Origin of the sequence: Ralstonia sp. UNC404CL21Col, assembly GCF_000620465.1 — a bacterium.
Classification (GTDB): Bacteria; Pseudomonadota; Gammaproteobacteria; order Burkholderiales; family Burkholderiaceae; genus Ralstonia; species Ralstonia flatus.
The window spans coordinates 308692-325881 of the sequence record NZ_JIBE01000004.1 but is presented as its reverse complement, the minus strand read 5'-3'; the positions used below and the strand labels follow the sequence as shown (position 1 = coordinate 325881).

Here is a 17190-nt window from a genome sequence, read left to right as displayed (position 1 = left end):
CCGGACGTCGCTTTTCACGATCCGCGCCCGCGGTGCACAGGGTCACCGCACAGCAAATGTCATCCCCCGGGGGGGAAACAGCCTTGGCCATGGCCGGACGCATTCCGGCAGCCAAGCGGGTGTTTCCAACATGACCGGAGGACGGCAATGGCCGCCGCACATCGCTCAGATGGTTTGCAGGCAGTACGTTTTCCCCGCGCCGAAGACCTGGCGCTGCTGATGGACGCGCGCCCCGCGCTTAACGAGGTGGACGCGCCGTCCGGTGGTTCCGCCCACGCAAGCGCTTCCGTCCAGATTGACCTGAATGCGCTGTCCGCCAGGGCCGAGGCCGCGCCCTTGACGGCACCCTTGACGGCACCATTACCCGGCCACGCCGATTCCCTGGCTGCGCGCACGGCCGCAGACGATGCGGCCAATGGCGATCGCTTTTTCCTGCCGCTGCCGCCGGGCACCGACGTTGTTCCCGTGGACGAGCACGCGCTGCTGTTCGAGCCGGTGCCTGCACAGCCCGGCCGCCTGCGTCTGGCGGCCGAGTTGCAAGCCGCACGCGGCGTCGCCGAGCGCGCGCGCATTGTGTCGGGGCTGATGGGGCTGATGGGCTTTTCGTCGCTGACCTACGCGCTGGCCGAACGCCACGAAAACGCGCCGCCGACGGTCGCCATGCTCAAGAACTACGTGGCGCCGCGCTTTCTGCAGCGTTATTGCGAAGAGCGCCTGTTCGCCGTCGACCCGCGCCTTCCTGCGGTGTTTGCGACCGGCATGCCGCTGGTATGGGATCTGGCATCGCTGGCGCGGGGTCAGGCGCGCATGGAGCCGGCGTTGCGCCTGCTGCTGCAGACGATGGACGAACACGGGCTGCGCAGCGGCGTGATGTTCAGCTTGGGCGCCGGCAAGGGCACGAGCCACGCGATTGTCAGCCTCAGCGCGCCGCATGCGGGGCGCGAGTGGATCAGCGACAGCGTGCTTGGCCAGTCCATCCTCTTCGGCATGGCGCTGCACCAGGTCTGGCGGGCGCCGCTGCAAACGTTCACGCGCAATACGCGGGCCTGCGGAGAAGATGCGCCGCTCACCGTCATGCAAAGCCGTGTGCTGACGTGCCTGGCTGCCGGCATGAGCGACAAGGAAATCGCCATCAAGCTGCACACCACGGCGCACAACGTGGATTACCACCTGCGCCTGATTCGCCGCCGCTACGGTGCGACCAACCGTGCCCAGCTCGCTTACATTGCGGGCCGCCTGAACCTCATCTGATCCGATCGGGAAGGACGGCAGGACGGCAGGACGATGTGGGCGCTGCCGCGCGGCGTTCAGCGCGACATTCAGCGCGGCAGCGCCACGCAGCGCAGGCAGGATGTGCCGTCGGCGCGGTTGCACGCAAGGATCATGACCTGCCGACCGGTTTGGCCCGTGCACGCGCTGCCCGTCAGCACCCGCGGTTGGGCCGGCGCCGGCGCAGCACGCGGCGCCCTCGGGGCCGGCGTACCGCCGCCGGCGGGCACAACGGGAATCGGCTCGATGCGCCCACCGGCCACGTCGGGCACGATGGCAGGCACGTCGCCCGCGTTGGCGACGACCTTCTGCACATAGCCATGGCGGAAGCCGGTCTCGAAATTGCCGCTGTAGTAGCACGACAGCGCAGCCCGCAACGCCTGCTGCTGATCGCCATAGCGCGGCAATGAGCGCGCAAAGCATTCGGCGAGGATGGTGCCGCCTGCGCGCAGGTTGCGGCAGGCGTCGAAGGCCGTTTCCAGCGTCTCGCCAAAGCGGGCGAGGTTGTAGCGGTTCACCTGCCCGAGGCCGACGCTGAAGTTGTAGCCCTGGCGTTCCAGCGAACGTGCCGTTGCCACGGCTTCTTCCAGCGTGGCGGGCTGGCGCACCAGCCGGCCGCCCACCACGCCGATCGCATACGGGTTGTAGCCCGATTCCGTGCGCACCAGTGCTTCGAGCGTGAGGCGGTCCACGCGCGGCGCGCAGGTGGCCGCCAGCGTGGCGAAGGCGCGCGCGTCAATGCGCGGCCCCGCCACGGCCGACGTGGCCCCCGTGGCCGCCATGCAGGCACCCAACGTCATGGCGGCAGCGATGAAAGCGCGGGCTCGCATGGTCGCCACCTTTATCGGTAAGACAGCACGAGCCCGTGCACCAGCACCGACCAGCCGTCGAGCATCACGAACAGCAGCAGCTTGAACGGCACCGAAATGGTGGTGGGCGCGATCATCTGCATGCCTAGCGCAAGCAGCAGGTTAGCCACCACCAGGTCGACCACCACGAAGATGATGTAGAGCACGAAGCCCACCTGGAACGCCTTGATCAGCTCGGTGAGGGTGAAGCTCGGCACAAGCACGGTCAGGTCGTCGTTCTTGAGGCCGGCGGCGCGCTCCTTGGGCCAGATGCTCGTGGCGGATTTGACGAAGAAATTGCGCTCCGATTCCAGCGTATGGGCCTGCAGGAATTTCTTCACCGGCGGCTGTGCGGCATCGAGGATGGCGATCACGTCATCCACGCTCATCTGGCTGCTCAGGTTGAAGTTGCGCCCGCGCAGGTTGTCGACCATCTCCATGCCGACGGGCGCCATGATGAACACCGTCAGGATCAGCGCGATGCCGTTGAGCACGATGTTGGGCGGGACCTGCTGAATGCCCAGCGCCGAGCGCAGCAGGCCAAACACGACCACCAGCTTGGTGTAGCTCGTGACCATGAGCGCGGCAAAGGGCGCGATGCCCAGTGCCGCCACCACGGCAATCATCGCTACGGGATTGGGCAGGTTTCCCATGTGCGTGTCGAATGTATCGATGCGTTGTTCTGGTTGAGGGAGGCGCGAGGCGGGCGTTATGCCTGTCCGGGCGCTGGCTGGCCTATGAAGCGCGATACGCGCACACCGAGCCGGTTGCCGACCGCGATCAGGTGGCCTTCGCCCACCGGCATGCCGTTGGCGAGGATGCGGATGACGGCCTGGTTGAGCGGCTGCGCCAGCTCCATCACGGTGCCGGGCCGCAACGCGCGCAGCTCGGCTAACGACAGGCGCCGCTCTTCCAGCTCGAAGGTCGTGACCAGTTCGATGTCATCCAGGCTGTCGGTGGGAAGCGGGCGCGCGGCGGGCTCCGCGGCGGATGCTGCGGTGGTGGCGGGGCTGTCGGTTGTCATTGGTTTTTCCTCCACGTTTTCCACGACGATGCGGTTGCCTTGCACTTGCCCGAACACACGCAGGTGCAGCCGTCCGCGCACCCGGGCCACGCAGCGCAGCGCGTCGCCGGCGGGCAGCCATTTTTCGATGCGGACGATGTCGCCCAGCGCGATGCCGGCAAAGTCGCGGCGCGACAGAAAGGTGGCGCCCAGCTCGAAGCGCAGCGGCACCTGCGTACCCATGAAGGCAGCCAGCGGGATGGGCTCGGCAGCGAGTTCTGCCGGACACAGTTCGGCCAACGCCTGCGGCGCGTCGAACAACAGCCCCGCACGTGCCTGCCACGATGCGGCACCATCTTCGGCCGGTTCGCCATCGCGGCGCGAGATGATCATGTGCAGCACGTCGGGCCGGTCCAGACGTACGTCGGGCGAGGCGGCCTCCGGCAACCACGCGAGGGCACGTCCGCTGCGGTGTTCGATGGCACGTGCGAGCGGCGCCAGCGCATCGGCCAGCACGGCGCAGCGCAGGGCTTGCGGTACGTGCGCATCGGCGGCGTCGGCCAGCCATGCGCGCTCGGCGGCGGCATCGAGCAACAACCAGCCTGGCGCATCGCCTAGCGTGAACCGGTAGGCTTGTGCCGCAGCCTGCACGGCATGGGCCTCGCAACGCGCTTCGTAGGGCGTGTCCCCTACGGAAAACGGTAGTGCGGCGCGCGCCAGATACAGGCGCGACAGCGTGCGCGCCAATGTCGGGTCGACGGCCGAAAGCATGCGGGCGTCCAGCGTATTCATGTCACGAACATGCGCCCGGCCATGTAGGCGAGCTGCACGCGGTTCTGCGCACCGTACTTTTTCTTGAGCTGACGCAGGTGATAGTCGACGTTGTGCGGCGACATGTTCAGCTGCTCGGCAATCGCCTTGTCCGACAGGCCGCTGGTGATGAACTCCAGAATCTGCCGTTGCACCTGCGTGAGCGCCCGCGCGTGCGTGTCTTCATGCAATGGCTTGGCGTGCTGCATGAGAAATTCATGCAGTCCCAGCCCGACGGCATAGGCCTGGCCGACCACGTTGTCGGCAATCCAGCCCTTGGCGTTGTTGCCCGATCCGAAGCAGATGACGCTGTGCTCCAGGCTGCGGGGGCTCACGACACCGAAGCTGATGCCGCTGCGAAGGCCGCAGCGCTCCGCGTCTTGCAGCAGACGGTGCAAGCGGTCGGCCTCCGCCGGTGCGGTGGGCGTGGCGCCCAGGTCGGCCAGATCCCATACGAGCGGCCATTCGTAGCGCAGCGCGAAGGCCAGGCGCGGGTCCACTTCAAAGTACCGTTCGTCGACGTAGCGCTTCGGCCAGTTGGGCGGCGAGTAGGCGCGAAAGTACAGCACCCGCGTAATCGATTCGCCAATGCGCGTCAGCCGGTAGTAGCAGAGCCAGTCGAAGCCGATGCTGCGCAAGACGGCGCGCAGCAGCAATTGCCGTTCCTGCGCACCGTGCGCGGCCCGCAGATCCTGCGCGGTTTCAGAGAAGGACTCGGCGCGCGCCATCGCACCCAGCCGGATCGATTCCGCATCGACCACGATGTGTTCTTCGCCAAACAGGATCGGCGCGCGGACATCGCCGGCACCCACATTCGAAGCAGTCAACCGTGGCCTCTCGCGTGGCAAGTGAATGCACTCACTGTAGTGGCGCGCACACGCTGCGATGAACTACCGAAAAGCGTAGTCGACACCGAAAGTTCGTCAGAGATTGACCGTGCGACTACGAGTTTCAGCGTTGAGCGGACAGGCCCCTCACTTCTACACTTTTCGCAAGGGAAGCGGGTGCCGAACGGTGTCTGGCTTCTACGGACATTCGTGGGCCATTGGCCCGCACGGCCCCAAACAGGCACAAAGGCGCTCCATGGCAAAGCCTCGGAATCTTGCTGCAGCGTTGGACGTTCCGCTTACCGGCATGCGCTGGGCGCGGCTGGTGAACTACGACATTGCGATTGCCGTGTTTGTGGTGGCGGTGGTCGCGCTGTTCGTGCTGCCGCTGCCCACCGTGGTCTTGGACGGTCTCATCTCGCTGAATCTGGCGGCCAGCATCGTGCTGCTATGCGTATCGATCTATCTGCCGTCGGCGCTGGCGTTCTCGTCATTTCCGGCGGTGCTGCTGTTTACGACGCTGTTCCGGCTTTCGCTGAATATCGCCTCGTGCAAGCTGATCCTGCTGCAGGCCAATGCGGGCCATGTGATCGACACTTTCGGCAAGCTCGTGGTCGGCAACAACTTTGTCGTTGGTGGCGTCGTGTTCCTGGTGATCGCGGTGGTGCAGTTCATCGTGATCGCCAAGGGCTCGGAGCGCGTGGCCGAAGTCGGCGCGCGGTTTTCACTCGACGCCATGCCCGGCAAGCAGATGAGCATCGATGCGGACCTGCGCGCCGGCATCATCACGTCGGATGAGGCCAAGCGCCGCCGCGAAGCGCTGGAACAGGAGTCGCAGCTGCACGGCGCGATGGACGGCGCCATGAAGTTCGTCAAGGGCGACGCCATTGCCGGCATCATCATCGCGGTCATCAACATCCTGGCCGGCATTGCCGTGGGCGCGTTGATGCACGGCATGTCGATCGGCGATGCGCTGCACCGTTACGCGATCCTGACCGTGGGCGACGGCATGGCCTCGCAGATTCCATCGCTGCTGGTGTCGATTGCCGCCGGCATCGTCACCACGCGCGTGGCGACGCGGGACCGTGAAGCGCGCCACCTCGGTCAGCAGATCGGGGCGCAGATCACCGCCCACCCGCGCGGCATGCTGATGGCCAGCGGCGTGCTGTTGGCGTTCCTGCTGGTGCCCGGGTTTCCGAAGTGGTCGTTCCTGCTGCTGGCCATCGGCACTGCGGCCGCCGCGTTTCTCCGGATGCGCCAGCGCCGTCAGGCGCCGCCGCTCGATCTGCTGGTGCTCGGTCCCGATGCACGGCGGGTGACCGCGCCCGAAGCAGGCTCGCCGTCGGAAGGCATTGCGGCGCCCATCGCCGTGCGGCTGTCGGAAGACCTGCGCGGCGACATAGACCTCGTCGCCTTGCAGACCCGCCTGGCCGAAGCCAAATCGCGCGTGCAGCGCAGGCTCGGCGCGGTGTTCCCGCGCGTGCAACTGAACTGGGACGCGACGTTGCCGGCCCACGCTTACGCGCTGCTCGTGCAGGACGTGTTGGCTGCCGAGGGCACGCTGCCCGAGCGCGACGCGATTTCCGATAACGCCATGCGCGCCGAAGACCGCCTGGCCGCCGAAGTCGAATCGCTTATCGAACGCAACGCCGCGTCGCTCATCGGCATTCAGGAAACGCAGAACCTGATCCAGATCATGCGCCGCGAACACGGCGAGCTGGTGGCCGAACTCACGCGTCTGGTGCCCCCGCAGCGCATTACCGAAGTGCTGCGCCGGCTCGTGCAGGAAGGCGTGTCGATCCGCAACCTGAGGGCCATTTTCGAGAGCCTGATCACGTGGTCGCCCAAAGAGCCCGAAGACGTGATCGGCCTGGTGGAACTGGTGCGCGTGGACCTGCACCGCCAGATCACCGAGCAGTTCTGCGGCACCAGCCGCGTGCTCGATGTGGTGCTGTTCGAGCAGTCCTTGCAGGAGCGCATCGAGCAGGCCGTGGTGCACACCAAACAGGGCAGCGTGCTGAGCCTCACGCGCGACGCCAAGCAGGCGATCACCGACCAGGTGGTGAAGATCCTGGGGGGCACCCGGCCGCTGGAAAAAGATCGCCATGGCCGCCCGCTGGCGGTGATGGTGTCGCTCAACTGCCGGCGATACGTGAAGACGATGCTGCAGCCGGTGTTTGGCGATCTGCCGGTGCTGTCGTACCAGGAGATCGACGAAGCCATCGAACTCAACACCGTGGGCTGGGTGACGAACCCGGCCTGACACACAGACCACGCGGAACACGCAAGGAGACAGGCCCATGAACATGAGCGCCACCATTCTCGAAGCCACACGCCAGGGCTTGCTGCTGGTGCTGCTGGTCTCGTTGCCGGTGGTGGCGGTGGCAACGGTATCGGCGTTGCTGATTGCCATCGCGCAGGCAGTGACGCAGATCCAGGATCAGAGCATCGGCCTGTCGGTGCGGCTGATTGCGGTGATGGTGACCATCGTGGTGCTGGCGGGGTGGGGCGGACGCGAGGTGCTGCGTTTTGCCCGCATGGCACTCGATCAGGTGTTTTACGGCGGTGTGGCGCCTTTCTAGCCGGGGGGATCGCGAGATGGCGCCGAACGAACAACAACATAACCGAGCGAGAACACGCGTGAACAAACGCTATCGATTCCTGCAGTGGAGTGCATCAGCGGCGTGCCTGTGGCTGCTGACGTCGGCGGCCGTGGTGGAGGCGGCCGAGCTGCGCTGGCGCAACCGGTCGTACACGCTGGTGGCCGAAGGCAAGAAGGTGGGCGATTTCATCCGCGAGCTGGCGGCATCGCAAGGCGTGACAGCGGTCGTCGACCCGAAGGTGGAGGGCACCATCAACGGCAAGTTCTCCGGTCCGCCGGCCAGCACGCTCAACACCGTGTGCGCCACCTACGGGCTCACCTGGTACTACGACGGCTCGCTCATCTACGTGGACCGCGCCGACGATTCACAGACGCAGGTCTTCCCGATACCGAAGGGCAGCGGCCCGGAACTGGCGCAGATCCTGCGCGCCATGCAGATCACCGATCAGCGCTTCCCGCTCGTCGTCAGCGACAAGGAAAACACGGTCTACGCGTCTGGCCCGAAGCGCTATGTGGAACTCGTGCGGCAGGCCATTGCGTCGATTGCCGATCCGTCACGCGGTGCGGATCGCGCAGAGATTCGCGCATTCCCGCTCAAGTACGCATGGGCGGGCGATGTGGAGATCAACCGGTCCGGCAAGCCCGTAACCATTCCTGGCATCGCGACCATGATGCGCCGCCTGCTGGGGGCGCCCAACCCGGCAGCCAGCAGCCCCGGCACGTCGCCCACCCGCGCCATGCGGCTGACGGGGCCGACGCGGCAGATGAAGCTCAGCTCCGGCGACAGCATCAACGTGCCGCGCATCGAGATCCCGCTGGCCGGCGCGCAAGGCGATTCCGGTTACGGTGCGCAGGCGCCTGCCGCATCCGGCAGCGGTACGCCGCCCGACCTGCCCCGCATCGAGGCCGACGCCGGCATCAACGCCGTGCTCATCCGCGACGTGCCCGAGCACATGGCACAGTACGAACGCCTGATCGCCTCGCTCGATACCAAGCCGCGGCTGGTGGAGATCAACCTCACGATTATCGACATCAGCACCGATTCGCTCGACAGCCTCGGCGTCGATTGGCGCCTGCACACCAAGCACGGCGATTTCCAATCCGGCAACGGCAACAACCCGCCGCTCACCTTCAACGTGGGCACCACCGAAGACGGCCAGACCGGCACCACCACGCCGGTTGGCATGGCGCTCACCGCGTCGATTGGCGGCAGCCTGCGCAATTACCTGCTGGCGCGCATCAACGCACTCACGCAGAGCGGCAACGCGCAACTCCAGGCCAAGCCGAAGGTGCTGGCGCTGGACAACACCGAGGCCATCCTTGAAAACCTCATCCACTTCTACGTGCCGGTGTCGGGTTTTCAGGATGCATCGCTGTACGGCATCACGACGGGCACGAGCGTGAAGGTCACGCCGCTCATCGTCAACGAGGCCGGCCAGATGAGCGTGATGATGTCGATCGACATCGACGACGGCAACCTGACCAACGATCGCGTCTCGCAACTGCCGGTGGTGCAGGAGCGCTCGATCGTGACCAAGGCGATGATCGAAGAGGGCAAGAGCCTGCTGATTGCCGGCTTCAACTCCGACAGCCTGAACAACACCAAGTCGGGCATTCCGTTCCTGTCGGACGTGCCCTTCATCGGCAACCTGTTCAAGTACACCAACAAGACCGGCCAGCACATGGAGCGCTTCTATCTGCTGACCCCGCGCGTCCTGACCACCGCCAGCACCAACCCGAACGACGTGCCCGCCGTGTCGATCCCGGGTGTTGGCATGCCGGTGCCGGGGGCGACCGATTGGAAACCGGGCCCGCTGCCCAACACGCCGGCACCCAATCAGCCGCCGGCCAGTGTCGGTGCGTTGCCCACGCCGCCTGTTTCGCGATTGCATGAACCCGCCAGCCACACCACCCTCGCCGCACGCGGATAAATCGCCCTGGAAGCTTTGCTTCCTGAGCGGTCCGCTGTACGGCAGATCGATGCCGCTGCGGATGGGCGCCAACGTGGTCGGCTCGGCGCCCACCTGCGAAATCATCGTGCCCGACAGCAGCGTCGCTGCGCGCGAACTGATGTTCGAGGTCGGCGGCATCGCGGTGTCTGCACGGCGGCTGGATGATGCCGAGCCGACGCTCAACGGCCAGCCGTTCGGCCAGACGCGCCGCAGCGTGGTGCCGGGCGATGTGATTGCCATGGGCGACATCCGCGTCGGCATCGAGAAGGTCGGGACGATCCGCATGCCGGCCGCTGCGGTGGAAGGCGCGGGCGCCGCGGTGCTGGCAGAGCGCGTGCCGTCGTGGCTGCCGCTGGCCGCGGCGGTGTGGCTGTCGCGGGTGTCCACCAAGGCCGGGCGCGGGCGGACGTGGCTGGTGGCCGGCATCGGCCTGTGGCTTGCGGTTTTGCTGGCCGGCGGTGTGGTGGCGTTTGCCGGGCACGACGGCTGGTCGCTCTGGGGCCGCGACCCTGCGGCGCGAGCGGCGCAGGTGCGGCACGCCTTGGGCGACCCGCCGGAGATCGTGGTGACGCCCGCGTCGGATGGCACGTCGCGCGTTTCCGGCTACGTGCCGACCGAGGCCGACCACCAGGCGCTGCTGAGCCGCGCGCGCGGGTTGTCCGATGTGTCGATCGGCGAGGTGTACGTGGTGAGCGACCTGCTGGCCGCCGCGCAGCAGTACTTCGGCGCGGGCGGCACCAGCGGTACCGCCGCGCTGAACGTGGCGTACGACGGACACGGCCGCATCGTGGTGAGCGGCACGGCCGATCGTGCCCAGGCATGGCAGCGCATCCGCAATTACGCGCGCGATGCCAAGCCCGCTGTCGAAGTGGTCGACCACGTGGCGTGGGATGGCCCGCCGCCGCCGAACATCGTGGCGGAAACGCTGCGCGCCGACGGCCTGCCCGCCATCGTCAGCACGTACGAAGACGAAGACGGCACGCGCTTTGTGCAGACGCGCGACGGCCAGTTGTATTTCGAGGGCGCCCGGCTCAAGGGCGGCCTCCAGGTGAAGAGCATCGCTTCAGATGGTGTGGTGCTCGACCGCGGCGGGCAATCGGTCACATGGCCGATCCAGCCGCAAACACCGTAGCGCAGAGGGTCCCCTTTCTCCTATGCGCCCGGTGTGTCGTACGGAGGTGGCCGGCAGATGCGAGGTCGGCTTCCACCGCTAGAAGTTGGCAGTGAAGTAGGTCGTTTTGACCTTTTTGACCCTTTTGACTTTTTTGACTGACATCCAGGAGAGCACCATGGGCACACCCGCTACCGGCGTCGACGGCGCCATCGGCAGCATCAACCAGTCCGGCGAAGACCAGCTGAAGATCGCCACGGCCGTGCAGGCCGCCGCAGCCAAGGGCGCCGCCGCCAGCGGCATCATCGGCGCGGCCCAATCGCTGAGCAACACGGCAGCTTCGGCCGCCGGTGCCGTCCGCGACGGCGCGCGCGCGAGCTGACGCGCAACCCAGCGGCGGCGGGCGCGGCCTGCCGCCGCTTCATCGAATTCAGGAGGGCACGATGTCGATCGAAGCAAATGCGATTGCGGCCGTTGCCGCGACTCAAGCCGCACAGGCCCAAGCCGGCGGCGCTGCCGCCGCCAGCCAGGCTGCGCAGGTAAGCCCCGCCGCGTATGCGGCCCAGGGGCCAGGGCAGGTCGAGCAGGGCATCGGCGCTCCAGCAACGCAGGCTGCAATGCCCACGGATGCGCAGCAGTTCGGCAGCATGATGCGCCCCGTTGCGACCAGCGCCGCGCAGCTGGCGGCGCTACCGGCGCAGCCGATTCCGATGGCCGCCCACGCAACGCCATCGCCCGTGCCGGATGTGTCGTTCTCATTCACGCGCGGGCCCGGCGCCGACGGTGCGATGGGCCAGTGGCGCGATTACGGCCACGACCTCAACGAGCGCTACACCAGCATCAACAGCAAGCGGCAGGAGATGCTCGATTCGCTCGACAGCATGGACGTGACCATGACGATGGTGAAGCTGGCCGACTTCAGCTACTTCGCCTCGATGACGCTGGCCGAGTACCAGATGGACATGAGCTTTGCGCAGGCCGCCAACGGCGTGAGCCACTCGCTGCTGAAAAACCAGGAAGGCTGACATGAACCGATTGCTGGGTGTGCTGATGGCGCTTGCCTGCCTCTTCGGCCTGGCCGGGTGCGAGCAGGAGCTGTACACCGGCCTATCGGAGGTCGAGGTCAACGAGATGGTGGCCGCGCTGTCCTCAGCCGGCATCAGCGGCCAGAAGCTCGTGCAGGACGGCCAGGGGCAGGAGGGCCGCACCTGGACGCTCACCGTCGACCAGGCCGACATGGGCCCATCGCTGGCGGTGCTGCGTGCGCAGGGCCTGCCGCGCCCGCGCCTCGCGTCGCTGGGGCAAGTGTTCCAGAAGCAGGGCCTGGTGGCCACGCCGGCCGAAGAACGCGTGCGCTACATCTACGGCGTATCGCAGGAGCTGTCACGCACGCTGCTGGATGTGGATGGCGTGATGCTCGCGCACGTACACGTCGTCATTCCCGAGAATGATCCGCTGGCCGACAAGGCCAAGCCTGCATCGGCAGCCGTGTACATCCGCTACCGGCCCGGCGTGAACCTCACCGCCATGGCGCCGATGGTGAAAGACCTCGTCGCGCACAGCATCGAGGGGCTGAGCTACGACAACGTATCGCTGTTCCTGCAGGGCGCGCAGCCGGTGCCGGTGGATGTGCGAAAGGGCGCGGCGCTGCTCGGCACCTTCAGCACGCGCAATCCGCTGGTGTGGCTGCTGGGCCTGCTGATTGTCGCGGCGCTGGTGGTGACCGGGCTTGTGGCATGGCGGCGCGGCGTATTCGACAACCTGGCCGGACGTGGGCCGGAGCGCGCGTCATGACCGTCGATGCGCGCCTCGCGGGGCTGGTCGCCACGTTCAACCTGCGGCCGGATCGCTATATCGACGCATCGTGGCTGCCAGCGGACTGGCCGCTCCCGCTGCGCGACCCGGCCCGTTACGGCGAGGCCGGCCGCGCCGTGCTGGCGCGGGCGCTGCTGCAGGCGCATCAGTTGCAGGGGCAATGGGACTACGACTTTGCTGCCGTGGAAAAGCGCATCGCCCTGTTGCCCGCCGACGCGCTGGAGCGCATGGCCGTGTGCTGTGGCCTGTGTCTGCACCGCCAGTGGCTGCGCGAAGGCGACGTCCCGCGTAAGACGCGCCAGGCCATCGATCTGGCGCTGGGCGCACCGCTGGTGGCCTTTGCGCTGGAGCGCATGCCCGCCTTCGAGGCCGTCGCCGAGACCCTGCATGCGCAGCGTCAGTACCCGCGCCTGGCGGTGGAAACGCTGCGTGCCCGCGGGCGTCGGCTGTTGACCGATTTTCTGGTGCCGTTCGGCCCGGCGGTCATCCGTCGGCTGGCGCTGAAGTTTCCGCGCAACGCCGCCGATGCCGATCGGCCGCCGTATTTGCTGGGCCGCACGCAACGCGCAGAACTGGGCGAACTGCTGCGGCTGAGCTTGATTCCTGAACAGGTGCCGGCATGGGACTGGCTTTTCTGATTACCACCGACAAGCTGCAGATCCTGAGCGAGCGCAAGGTGCTCAAACAACACGAGTACGCCGCGCTGCTTGATGCGACGAGCATCCTCGGCAACGCCCAGGAAGAGCGCGAGCGCCTGCTGGAAGACGCCGAGGCCCATCGCGAGCAGCAACTCAAAGCCGGCTACGACGCTGGCTATGAAAAAGGCGAACGCGAAGCCGCCACGCGCCTGTACGCCGATGCGCTCGCCAACGCGCGCGCGCTGGCGGCCATGAAACAGTTGATGGCCGAACTCGTCACGCGCACCGTGCGCGAGCTGGTGGCCGACCTGCCGCGCGAGGCCATCTATGCCAAGGCCTTTGCGCGCATCGAAGCGCTGGTCGAACACGAGCCGGTGCTGACGGTGCGCATCGCCCCGCAGCAGGTGTCGGATCTGGAGCGCGTGCTGGAGACCATGACCGACAGCACCCGCCGCGTGCGCGTGGTGCCCGACGCCAGCCTGTCGGAAGAGGCGCTGGTGGTGGAGACCGCATCCGGCGTGGTGGAAGCCGGCATCGACACGCAGCTGGCAGCGCTGCACGCCGCGCTGGTCGGGGACGAAACATGACCGAACCCGCTGTCAGCCACATCATCGACGCGGGCGATCTGGAACGCAGCTTGCGCGACGTGCTGGAACGTCCCGACGGCGTGGGCACCGGCGTACAGATGCGCGGGCGCATTCATCGCGCGGTGGGGCTCATGCTCAATGCATCGGGCATCCAGGCGCGGTTGGGCGAGGTGTGCGAACTGCGGACGCCGGGCGAGCGCAGCGTGTATGCGGAAGTGGTCGGCTTCGAGCGGCAGTCCACGTTGCTGACGCCGCTGGGCAGCGTGCACGGCTTGTCGGCCGCCACGGAGGTGATTCCGTCCGGCAGTGCGCACCGCTTTGGCGTGGGCGATGCGCTGCTCGGCCGGGTGCTCGACGGGCTCGGCGCGCCCATGGATGACGGCGGGCCGCTTTTTACCAACGAGCGTGTTTCCACGCATGCAGAGCCGCCGAGCCCGCTGTCACGCCGCCGCATCGACGCACCGCTTTCCACCGGCGTGCGCGCCATCGACGCCATGCTGACGGTGGGGATTGGCCAGCGGCTGGGTATCTTCGCGCCGTCGGGCGTGGGCAAGAGCACGCTGCTCGGCATGATTGCGCGCGGCGCGCAGAGCGACGTCAACGTCATCGCGCTGATTGGCGAACGCGGGCGCGAAGTGCGTGAATTCCTGGAGCTGTGTCTGCCGGAGGCGACGCGGCGCAAGACGGTTTTGGTGGTCTCCACGTCCGACCGCCCGGCCATGGAGCGCGTGAAGTGCGCGCTGGTCGCGACCGCCGTGGCGGAGTACTTCCGAGACCGCGGCAAGAACGTGCTGCTGCTGGTCGATTCGCTCACGCGTTTTGCGCGGGCGCAGCGCGAGGTGGGCCTGGCAAGCGGCGAGCCGCCCACGCGGCGCAGTTTTCCGCCGTCGACGTTCTCGGTGTTGCCGCAATTGCTGGAGCGCGCGGGCGCCGGTGCGCATGGCGTCATCACCGCGTTCTACACCGTGCTGGTGGAAGGCGATGAAGAGAGCGACCCGATCGCCGAAGAGGTGCGCTCCATCGTCGATGGGCACATCGTGCTCTCACGCAAGCAGGCGCTGGCAGGGCGCTATCCGGCCATCGACTTGCTGGCGAGTATCAGCCGCGTGATGCCGCAGGTGACCACGCCCGCGCACCGCGCCGCCGCGCAACGCGTGCGAGAACTGCTGGCCAAATACCAGGAGATCGAACTGCTCGTGCAGATCGGCGAATACCGCGAGGGCAGCGATGCCCTCGGCGATACCGCATTGCGCGCGCATGCCGCGCTGTCGCGCTTCTTTGAGCAGGACGCCGACGTGCGTGTGAAGCTGGAGCGCACCGTGGCCGATCTCGAAGCCGTGGTGGAGGCGCTATGAGCGACGTGCTGCGCCAACTCGCCCGCGTGCGCGAGGCGCGCAAGCTCGGTGCCGTGGCGCGGGCTCAGAAGCAGGCTGCCTTGGTGGCGCAGGCTGCCGCACAGAACGCGGCGGCACAGCAGGGGCTGCAGCAGACGGTATCGGCCCGTTCCGCGCACGACGCCGCCATTGAACAGGCCGTGCGGGAAGATGCGCGCAGTGCCGTCGCGCTCCTATGCGGCGCCAATGCCGCGCGGCTGGCGCTGGATCGCGCCATTGTCGAAGCGCATGTCGAATCGCAGCAGACCGGCACGGCGCTGGCAGCCGAACAGAGGGCGCAGGCACGCGCCCAGCGGCATGTCGCGCGCGCCAACGCCAAATGCGAAGCCGTCGACCGTGCTGAACAGCGTGTGGTAGCCGCCCAGCGCCGCGCGGCGGAATGGCAGGAAGAAGACGCCGCGCTCGAGGCGCAGCTTGCGCGCCAGTTTGGCTGCCGCACGACCACCGCCTGAGCCGATGCAAGGATTCGATCCGCACTCCATGGAAGGCCTGTTCCGCCAGGCGTTGCTGGTGCTGCCGCGCTTGCTGCCCGTCATGTTTATCGTGCCCGTATTCAGCGGGCGCGTGGTGACGGGCATGGTGCGCAGCGGGTTCATCGCCATCCTGGCGGTGTTCGTGGCCCCGTCCATGGCCGGGGCGGCGATGAACGTGCAGGGCGGCGGCCTGTGGATGGCGCTTGCGCTCAAGGAAGCGCTGATCGGCGTGCTGCTGGGCATGGCGTTTGGTGCGCTGCTGTGGGCCATCGAGAACATCGGCCACCTGATCGACTTCCAGACCGGCTCGGGCAACGCGTCTTTCTTCGACCCCGTGGCGGGGCACGAGAGCGGCCCGACCGCCAGCTTCCTCGGCTTCATGGCCGTCACGCTGTTCGTCACGGGCGGCGGCCTGCATGTGATGCTTGGTGCGTTCTTCGAGTCGTACAAGCTCTGGCCGATCGAGCGCATGTTGCCCAGCGCGTCGGTTGCGCTGGAGCAGTTTGCCGTGCACGAGGCCGATAGCGTGCTCGGCTGGACGCTCAAGCTGGCCGCCCCCGTGATCATCGTGCTGGTGGTGGCGGAACTGGGCATTGGATTGATTAACCGCTCGGTGCCGCAGTTGAACGTGTTCCTGTTCGCCCAGCCGGTGAAGAGCCTGCTGGCCGTGCTGATGATGGTGCTGTTCCTCGGCTTTGTCTTTGAATCGCTGCGCACCTTCCTGGCCGGCAACGGCGAGATGGTCTGGCTGTTGCGCGCATTGCTGCGCAGCCCCGGCGCATGAGCGAGAAACAGCACAAGCCGACACAGCGCCGGCTGGAAGACGCGCGGCGCGAAGGTGAAGTCGTCCGCAGCACCGACGTGACGAGCGCGCTCGTCTTCATCGGGATGCTCATGTTGCTGTGGCAGGGCGGGCCCTGGCTGCTCGAACGCATGCGGGGTCTGCTGATACAGAACGTGACCGCCGTGGCTCAGGCACGCGATCCGACTGCGGCGGTGCGGCAGGCGCTGGTATCGGCAGGGGCGGAGTGGATTTTGTTGAGTACCGCCGTGCTGGTGCTGGTGACCGTGCTGGCGGCGCTGGGTGCGTTTGCCCAGGTGGGCGGCATGTTCGCGCCCAAGCGCCTGACGCCGAAAATGTCGCGGCTCAATCCAGGCGAGGGCATCCAGCGGATGTTTTCCGTGCGCAACCTGATCGGCCTGGCCATCATGCTGTTCAAGGTGGCTTGCCTGGCGCTGACGCTGTTCGTGGTGATTCGCGGGTCGTTGGCGCTGCCGCTGCAGGCGGGCTACGGGCGGCCGGCGGCGATTCTGGCGGTCGTCGCGCATCTCGTTCTTCTGCTGTTTGGCTGGGCGGCGGTGGTGTACGTGCTGATGGCCGCGCTGGACTACTGGCACGTGCGCTTCGAGTTCTTCAAGAAGAACCGCATGTCCACCGAAGAACTGCGCCGCGAGCACCGCGAGTTGCAGGGCGATCCGCACATCGTGGGGCGCCGTCGCCAGCTTGCATTGGAAGTGCAATACAGCGCATTGGAAGATCGCATGCGCATTGCGACCGCCATCGTCTTCAGCGCGCGACATGCAGTGGCCTTGTATTACCCCGGCGACGGCACGCTGCCGATGGTGATCGCCAAGGGCAGCGGCGAGGCTGTCCAGCGCATCCGGCAGATGGCCGAAGACCACCTCGTGCCGACTGCCGCCAACGCTGGCCTGGCCGAGCGGCTGCACGACACCGTGCCGATGGATACCACCATTGACCGCACGCTGTTCCGCGATGTGGCAGCGCTGCTGCGCTGGGCCGAAGGTGCAGACGCGGTCGGCAATCCGTACGTGTCGTCCACCTCCTGAAAGCGTAGAGACG

General features: G+C 67.1%; 18 protein-coding genes. 14 read left to right on the top strand and 4 right to left on the bottom strand.

Translation table 11 applies throughout. From position 1 onward, the window contains the following. The first annotated feature begins 147 nt into the window (after nucleotides 1–147). Nucleotides 148–1251 carry a helix-turn-helix transcriptional regulator gene (locus tag N511_RS0109615; protein ID WP_027679093.1) on the top strand — a complete coding sequence of 368 codons (1104 nt, stop codon included), beginning with the start codon at nucleotides 148–150 and terminating at the stop codon, nucleotides 1249–1251. 68 nt (nucleotides 1252–1319) lie between these two features. Here the strand turns inward: N511_RS0109615 and N511_RS23980 are convergent, their stop codons facing one another. Genes N511_RS23980 through N511_RS23970 form a run of 4 tightly spaced genes read right to left on the bottom strand, consistent with a single transcriptional unit; the run spans nucleotide 1320 to nucleotide 4757 of the window. Next, a complete protein-coding gene (locus N511_RS23980) occupies nucleotides 1320–2099 on the bottom strand; it encodes a lytic transglycosylase domain-containing protein (protein WP_081785344.1) in 780 nt (259 codons plus the stop codon). Between the two features lie 11 nt (nucleotides 2100–2110). Continuing rightward, nucleotides 2111–2770 carry a type III secretion system export apparatus subunit SctR gene (gene sctR, locus N511_RS0109605; protein WP_027679092.1) on the bottom strand — a complete coding sequence of 220 codons (660 nt, stop codon included), beginning with the start codon at nucleotides 2768–2770 and terminating at the stop codon, nucleotides 2111–2113. Nucleotides 2771–2826: 56 nt separating this feature from the next. Continuing rightward, nucleotides 2827–3912 (bottom strand): type III secretion system cytoplasmic ring protein SctQ, encoded by a 1086-nt coding sequence (gene sctQ / locus N511_RS23975; protein WP_051530879.1) that lies wholly within the window; start codon nucleotides 3910–3912, stop codon nucleotides 2827–2829. Then, complete coding sequence (locus N511_RS23970; protein WP_051530878.1) at nucleotides 3909–4757, bottom strand: helix-turn-helix transcriptional regulator; 849 nt, start codon at nucleotides 4755–4757, stop codon at nucleotides 3909–3911. Before N511_RS23970 ends, sctQ begins: the two co-directional genes overlap by 4 nt. A gap of 307 nt (nucleotides 4758–5064) precedes the next feature. Between N511_RS23970 and N511_RS23965 the strand changes: the two genes are divergently transcribed. The 13 genes from N511_RS23965 (at nucleotide 5065) to N511_RS23945 (ending at nucleotide 17177) form a co-directional block, all read left to right on the top strand. Next, the gene (locus N511_RS23965; RefSeq protein WP_231479627.1) at nucleotides 5065–7020 is read left to right on the top strand and encodes an FHIPEP family type III secretion protein; all 1956 of its coding nucleotides are present in this window, start codon (nucleotides 5065–5067) and stop codon (nucleotides 7018–7020) included. A gap of 43 nt (nucleotides 7021–7063) precedes the next feature. Further along, a complete protein-coding gene (gene sctS / locus N511_RS0109585; RefSeq protein ID WP_024978637.1) occupies nucleotides 7064–7339 on the top strand; it encodes a type III secretion system export apparatus subunit SctS in 276 nt (91 codons plus the stop codon). A 16-nt stretch (nucleotides 7340–7355) separates the two neighbouring features. Beyond that, entirely contained in the window at nucleotides 7356–9290 is a 1935-nt protein-coding gene (gene sctC, locus N511_RS0109580) for a type III secretion system outer membrane ring subunit SctC (RefSeq protein WP_051530876.1), read from the top strand. Then, entirely contained in the window at nucleotides 9250–10443 is a 1194-nt protein-coding gene (locus N511_RS23960; protein ID WP_081785343.1) for an FHA domain-containing protein, read from the top strand. The genes sctC and N511_RS23960 overlap by 41 nt, the downstream gene beginning before the upstream one ends. Before the next feature lie 157 nt (nucleotides 10444–10600). After that, nucleotides 10601–10804, top strand: a complete 204-nt coding sequence (locus N511_RS0109570; protein ID WP_027679090.1) for a hypothetical protein — start codon at nucleotides 10601–10603, stop codon at nucleotides 10802–10804. A gap of 61 nt (nucleotides 10805–10865) precedes the next feature. After that, entirely contained in the window at nucleotides 10866–11447 is a 582-nt protein-coding gene (locus N511_RS24565) for a hypothetical protein (protein WP_051530874.1), read from the top strand. A gap of 1 nt (nucleotide 11448) precedes the next feature. Further along, nucleotides 11449–12216, top strand: coding sequence for a type III secretion system inner membrane ring lipoprotein SctJ (gene sctJ / locus N511_RS23950; protein WP_081785342.1), 768 nt, complete (start codon nucleotides 11449–11451; stop codon nucleotides 12214–12216). Then, nucleotides 12213–12875, top strand: a complete 663-nt coding sequence (locus N511_RS0109555; protein ID WP_051530873.1) for a SctK family type III secretion system sorting platform protein — start codon at nucleotides 12213–12215, stop codon at nucleotides 12873–12875. Before sctJ ends, N511_RS0109555 begins: the two co-directional genes overlap by 4 nt. After that, nucleotides 12857–13462, top strand: coding sequence for a type III secretion system stator protein SctL (gene sctL / locus N511_RS0109550; protein WP_027679088.1), 606 nt, complete (start codon nucleotides 12857–12859; stop codon nucleotides 13460–13462). The genes N511_RS0109555 and sctL overlap by 19 nt, the downstream gene beginning before the upstream one ends. Continuing rightward, nucleotides 13459–14817 (top strand): FliI/YscN family ATPase, encoded by a 1359-nt coding sequence (locus tag N511_RS0109545; protein WP_051530872.1) that lies wholly within the window; start codon nucleotides 13459–13461, stop codon nucleotides 14815–14817. Before sctL ends, N511_RS0109545 begins: the two co-directional genes overlap by 4 nt. After that, nucleotides 14814–15308, top strand: a complete 495-nt coding sequence (locus N511_RS0109540; RefSeq protein WP_027679086.1) for a hypothetical protein — start codon at nucleotides 14814–14816, stop codon at nucleotides 15306–15308. The genes N511_RS0109545 and N511_RS0109540 overlap by 4 nt, the downstream gene beginning before the upstream one ends. Nucleotides 15309–15312: 4 nt before the next feature. Continuing rightward, nucleotides 15313–16113: a type III secretion system export apparatus subunit SctT gene (gene sctT / locus N511_RS0109535; RefSeq protein WP_027679085.1), complete on the top strand. Its 801-nt coding sequence runs from the start codon at nucleotides 15313–15315 to the stop codon at nucleotides 16111–16113. Next, nucleotides 16110–17177, top strand: coding sequence for an EscU/YscU/HrcU family type III secretion system export apparatus switch protein (locus N511_RS23945; protein ID WP_051530871.1), 1068 nt, complete (start codon nucleotides 16110–16112; stop codon nucleotides 17175–17177). Before sctT ends, N511_RS23945 begins: the two co-directional genes overlap by 4 nt. The last annotated feature ends 13 nt before the right edge of the window (nucleotides 17178–17190 follow it).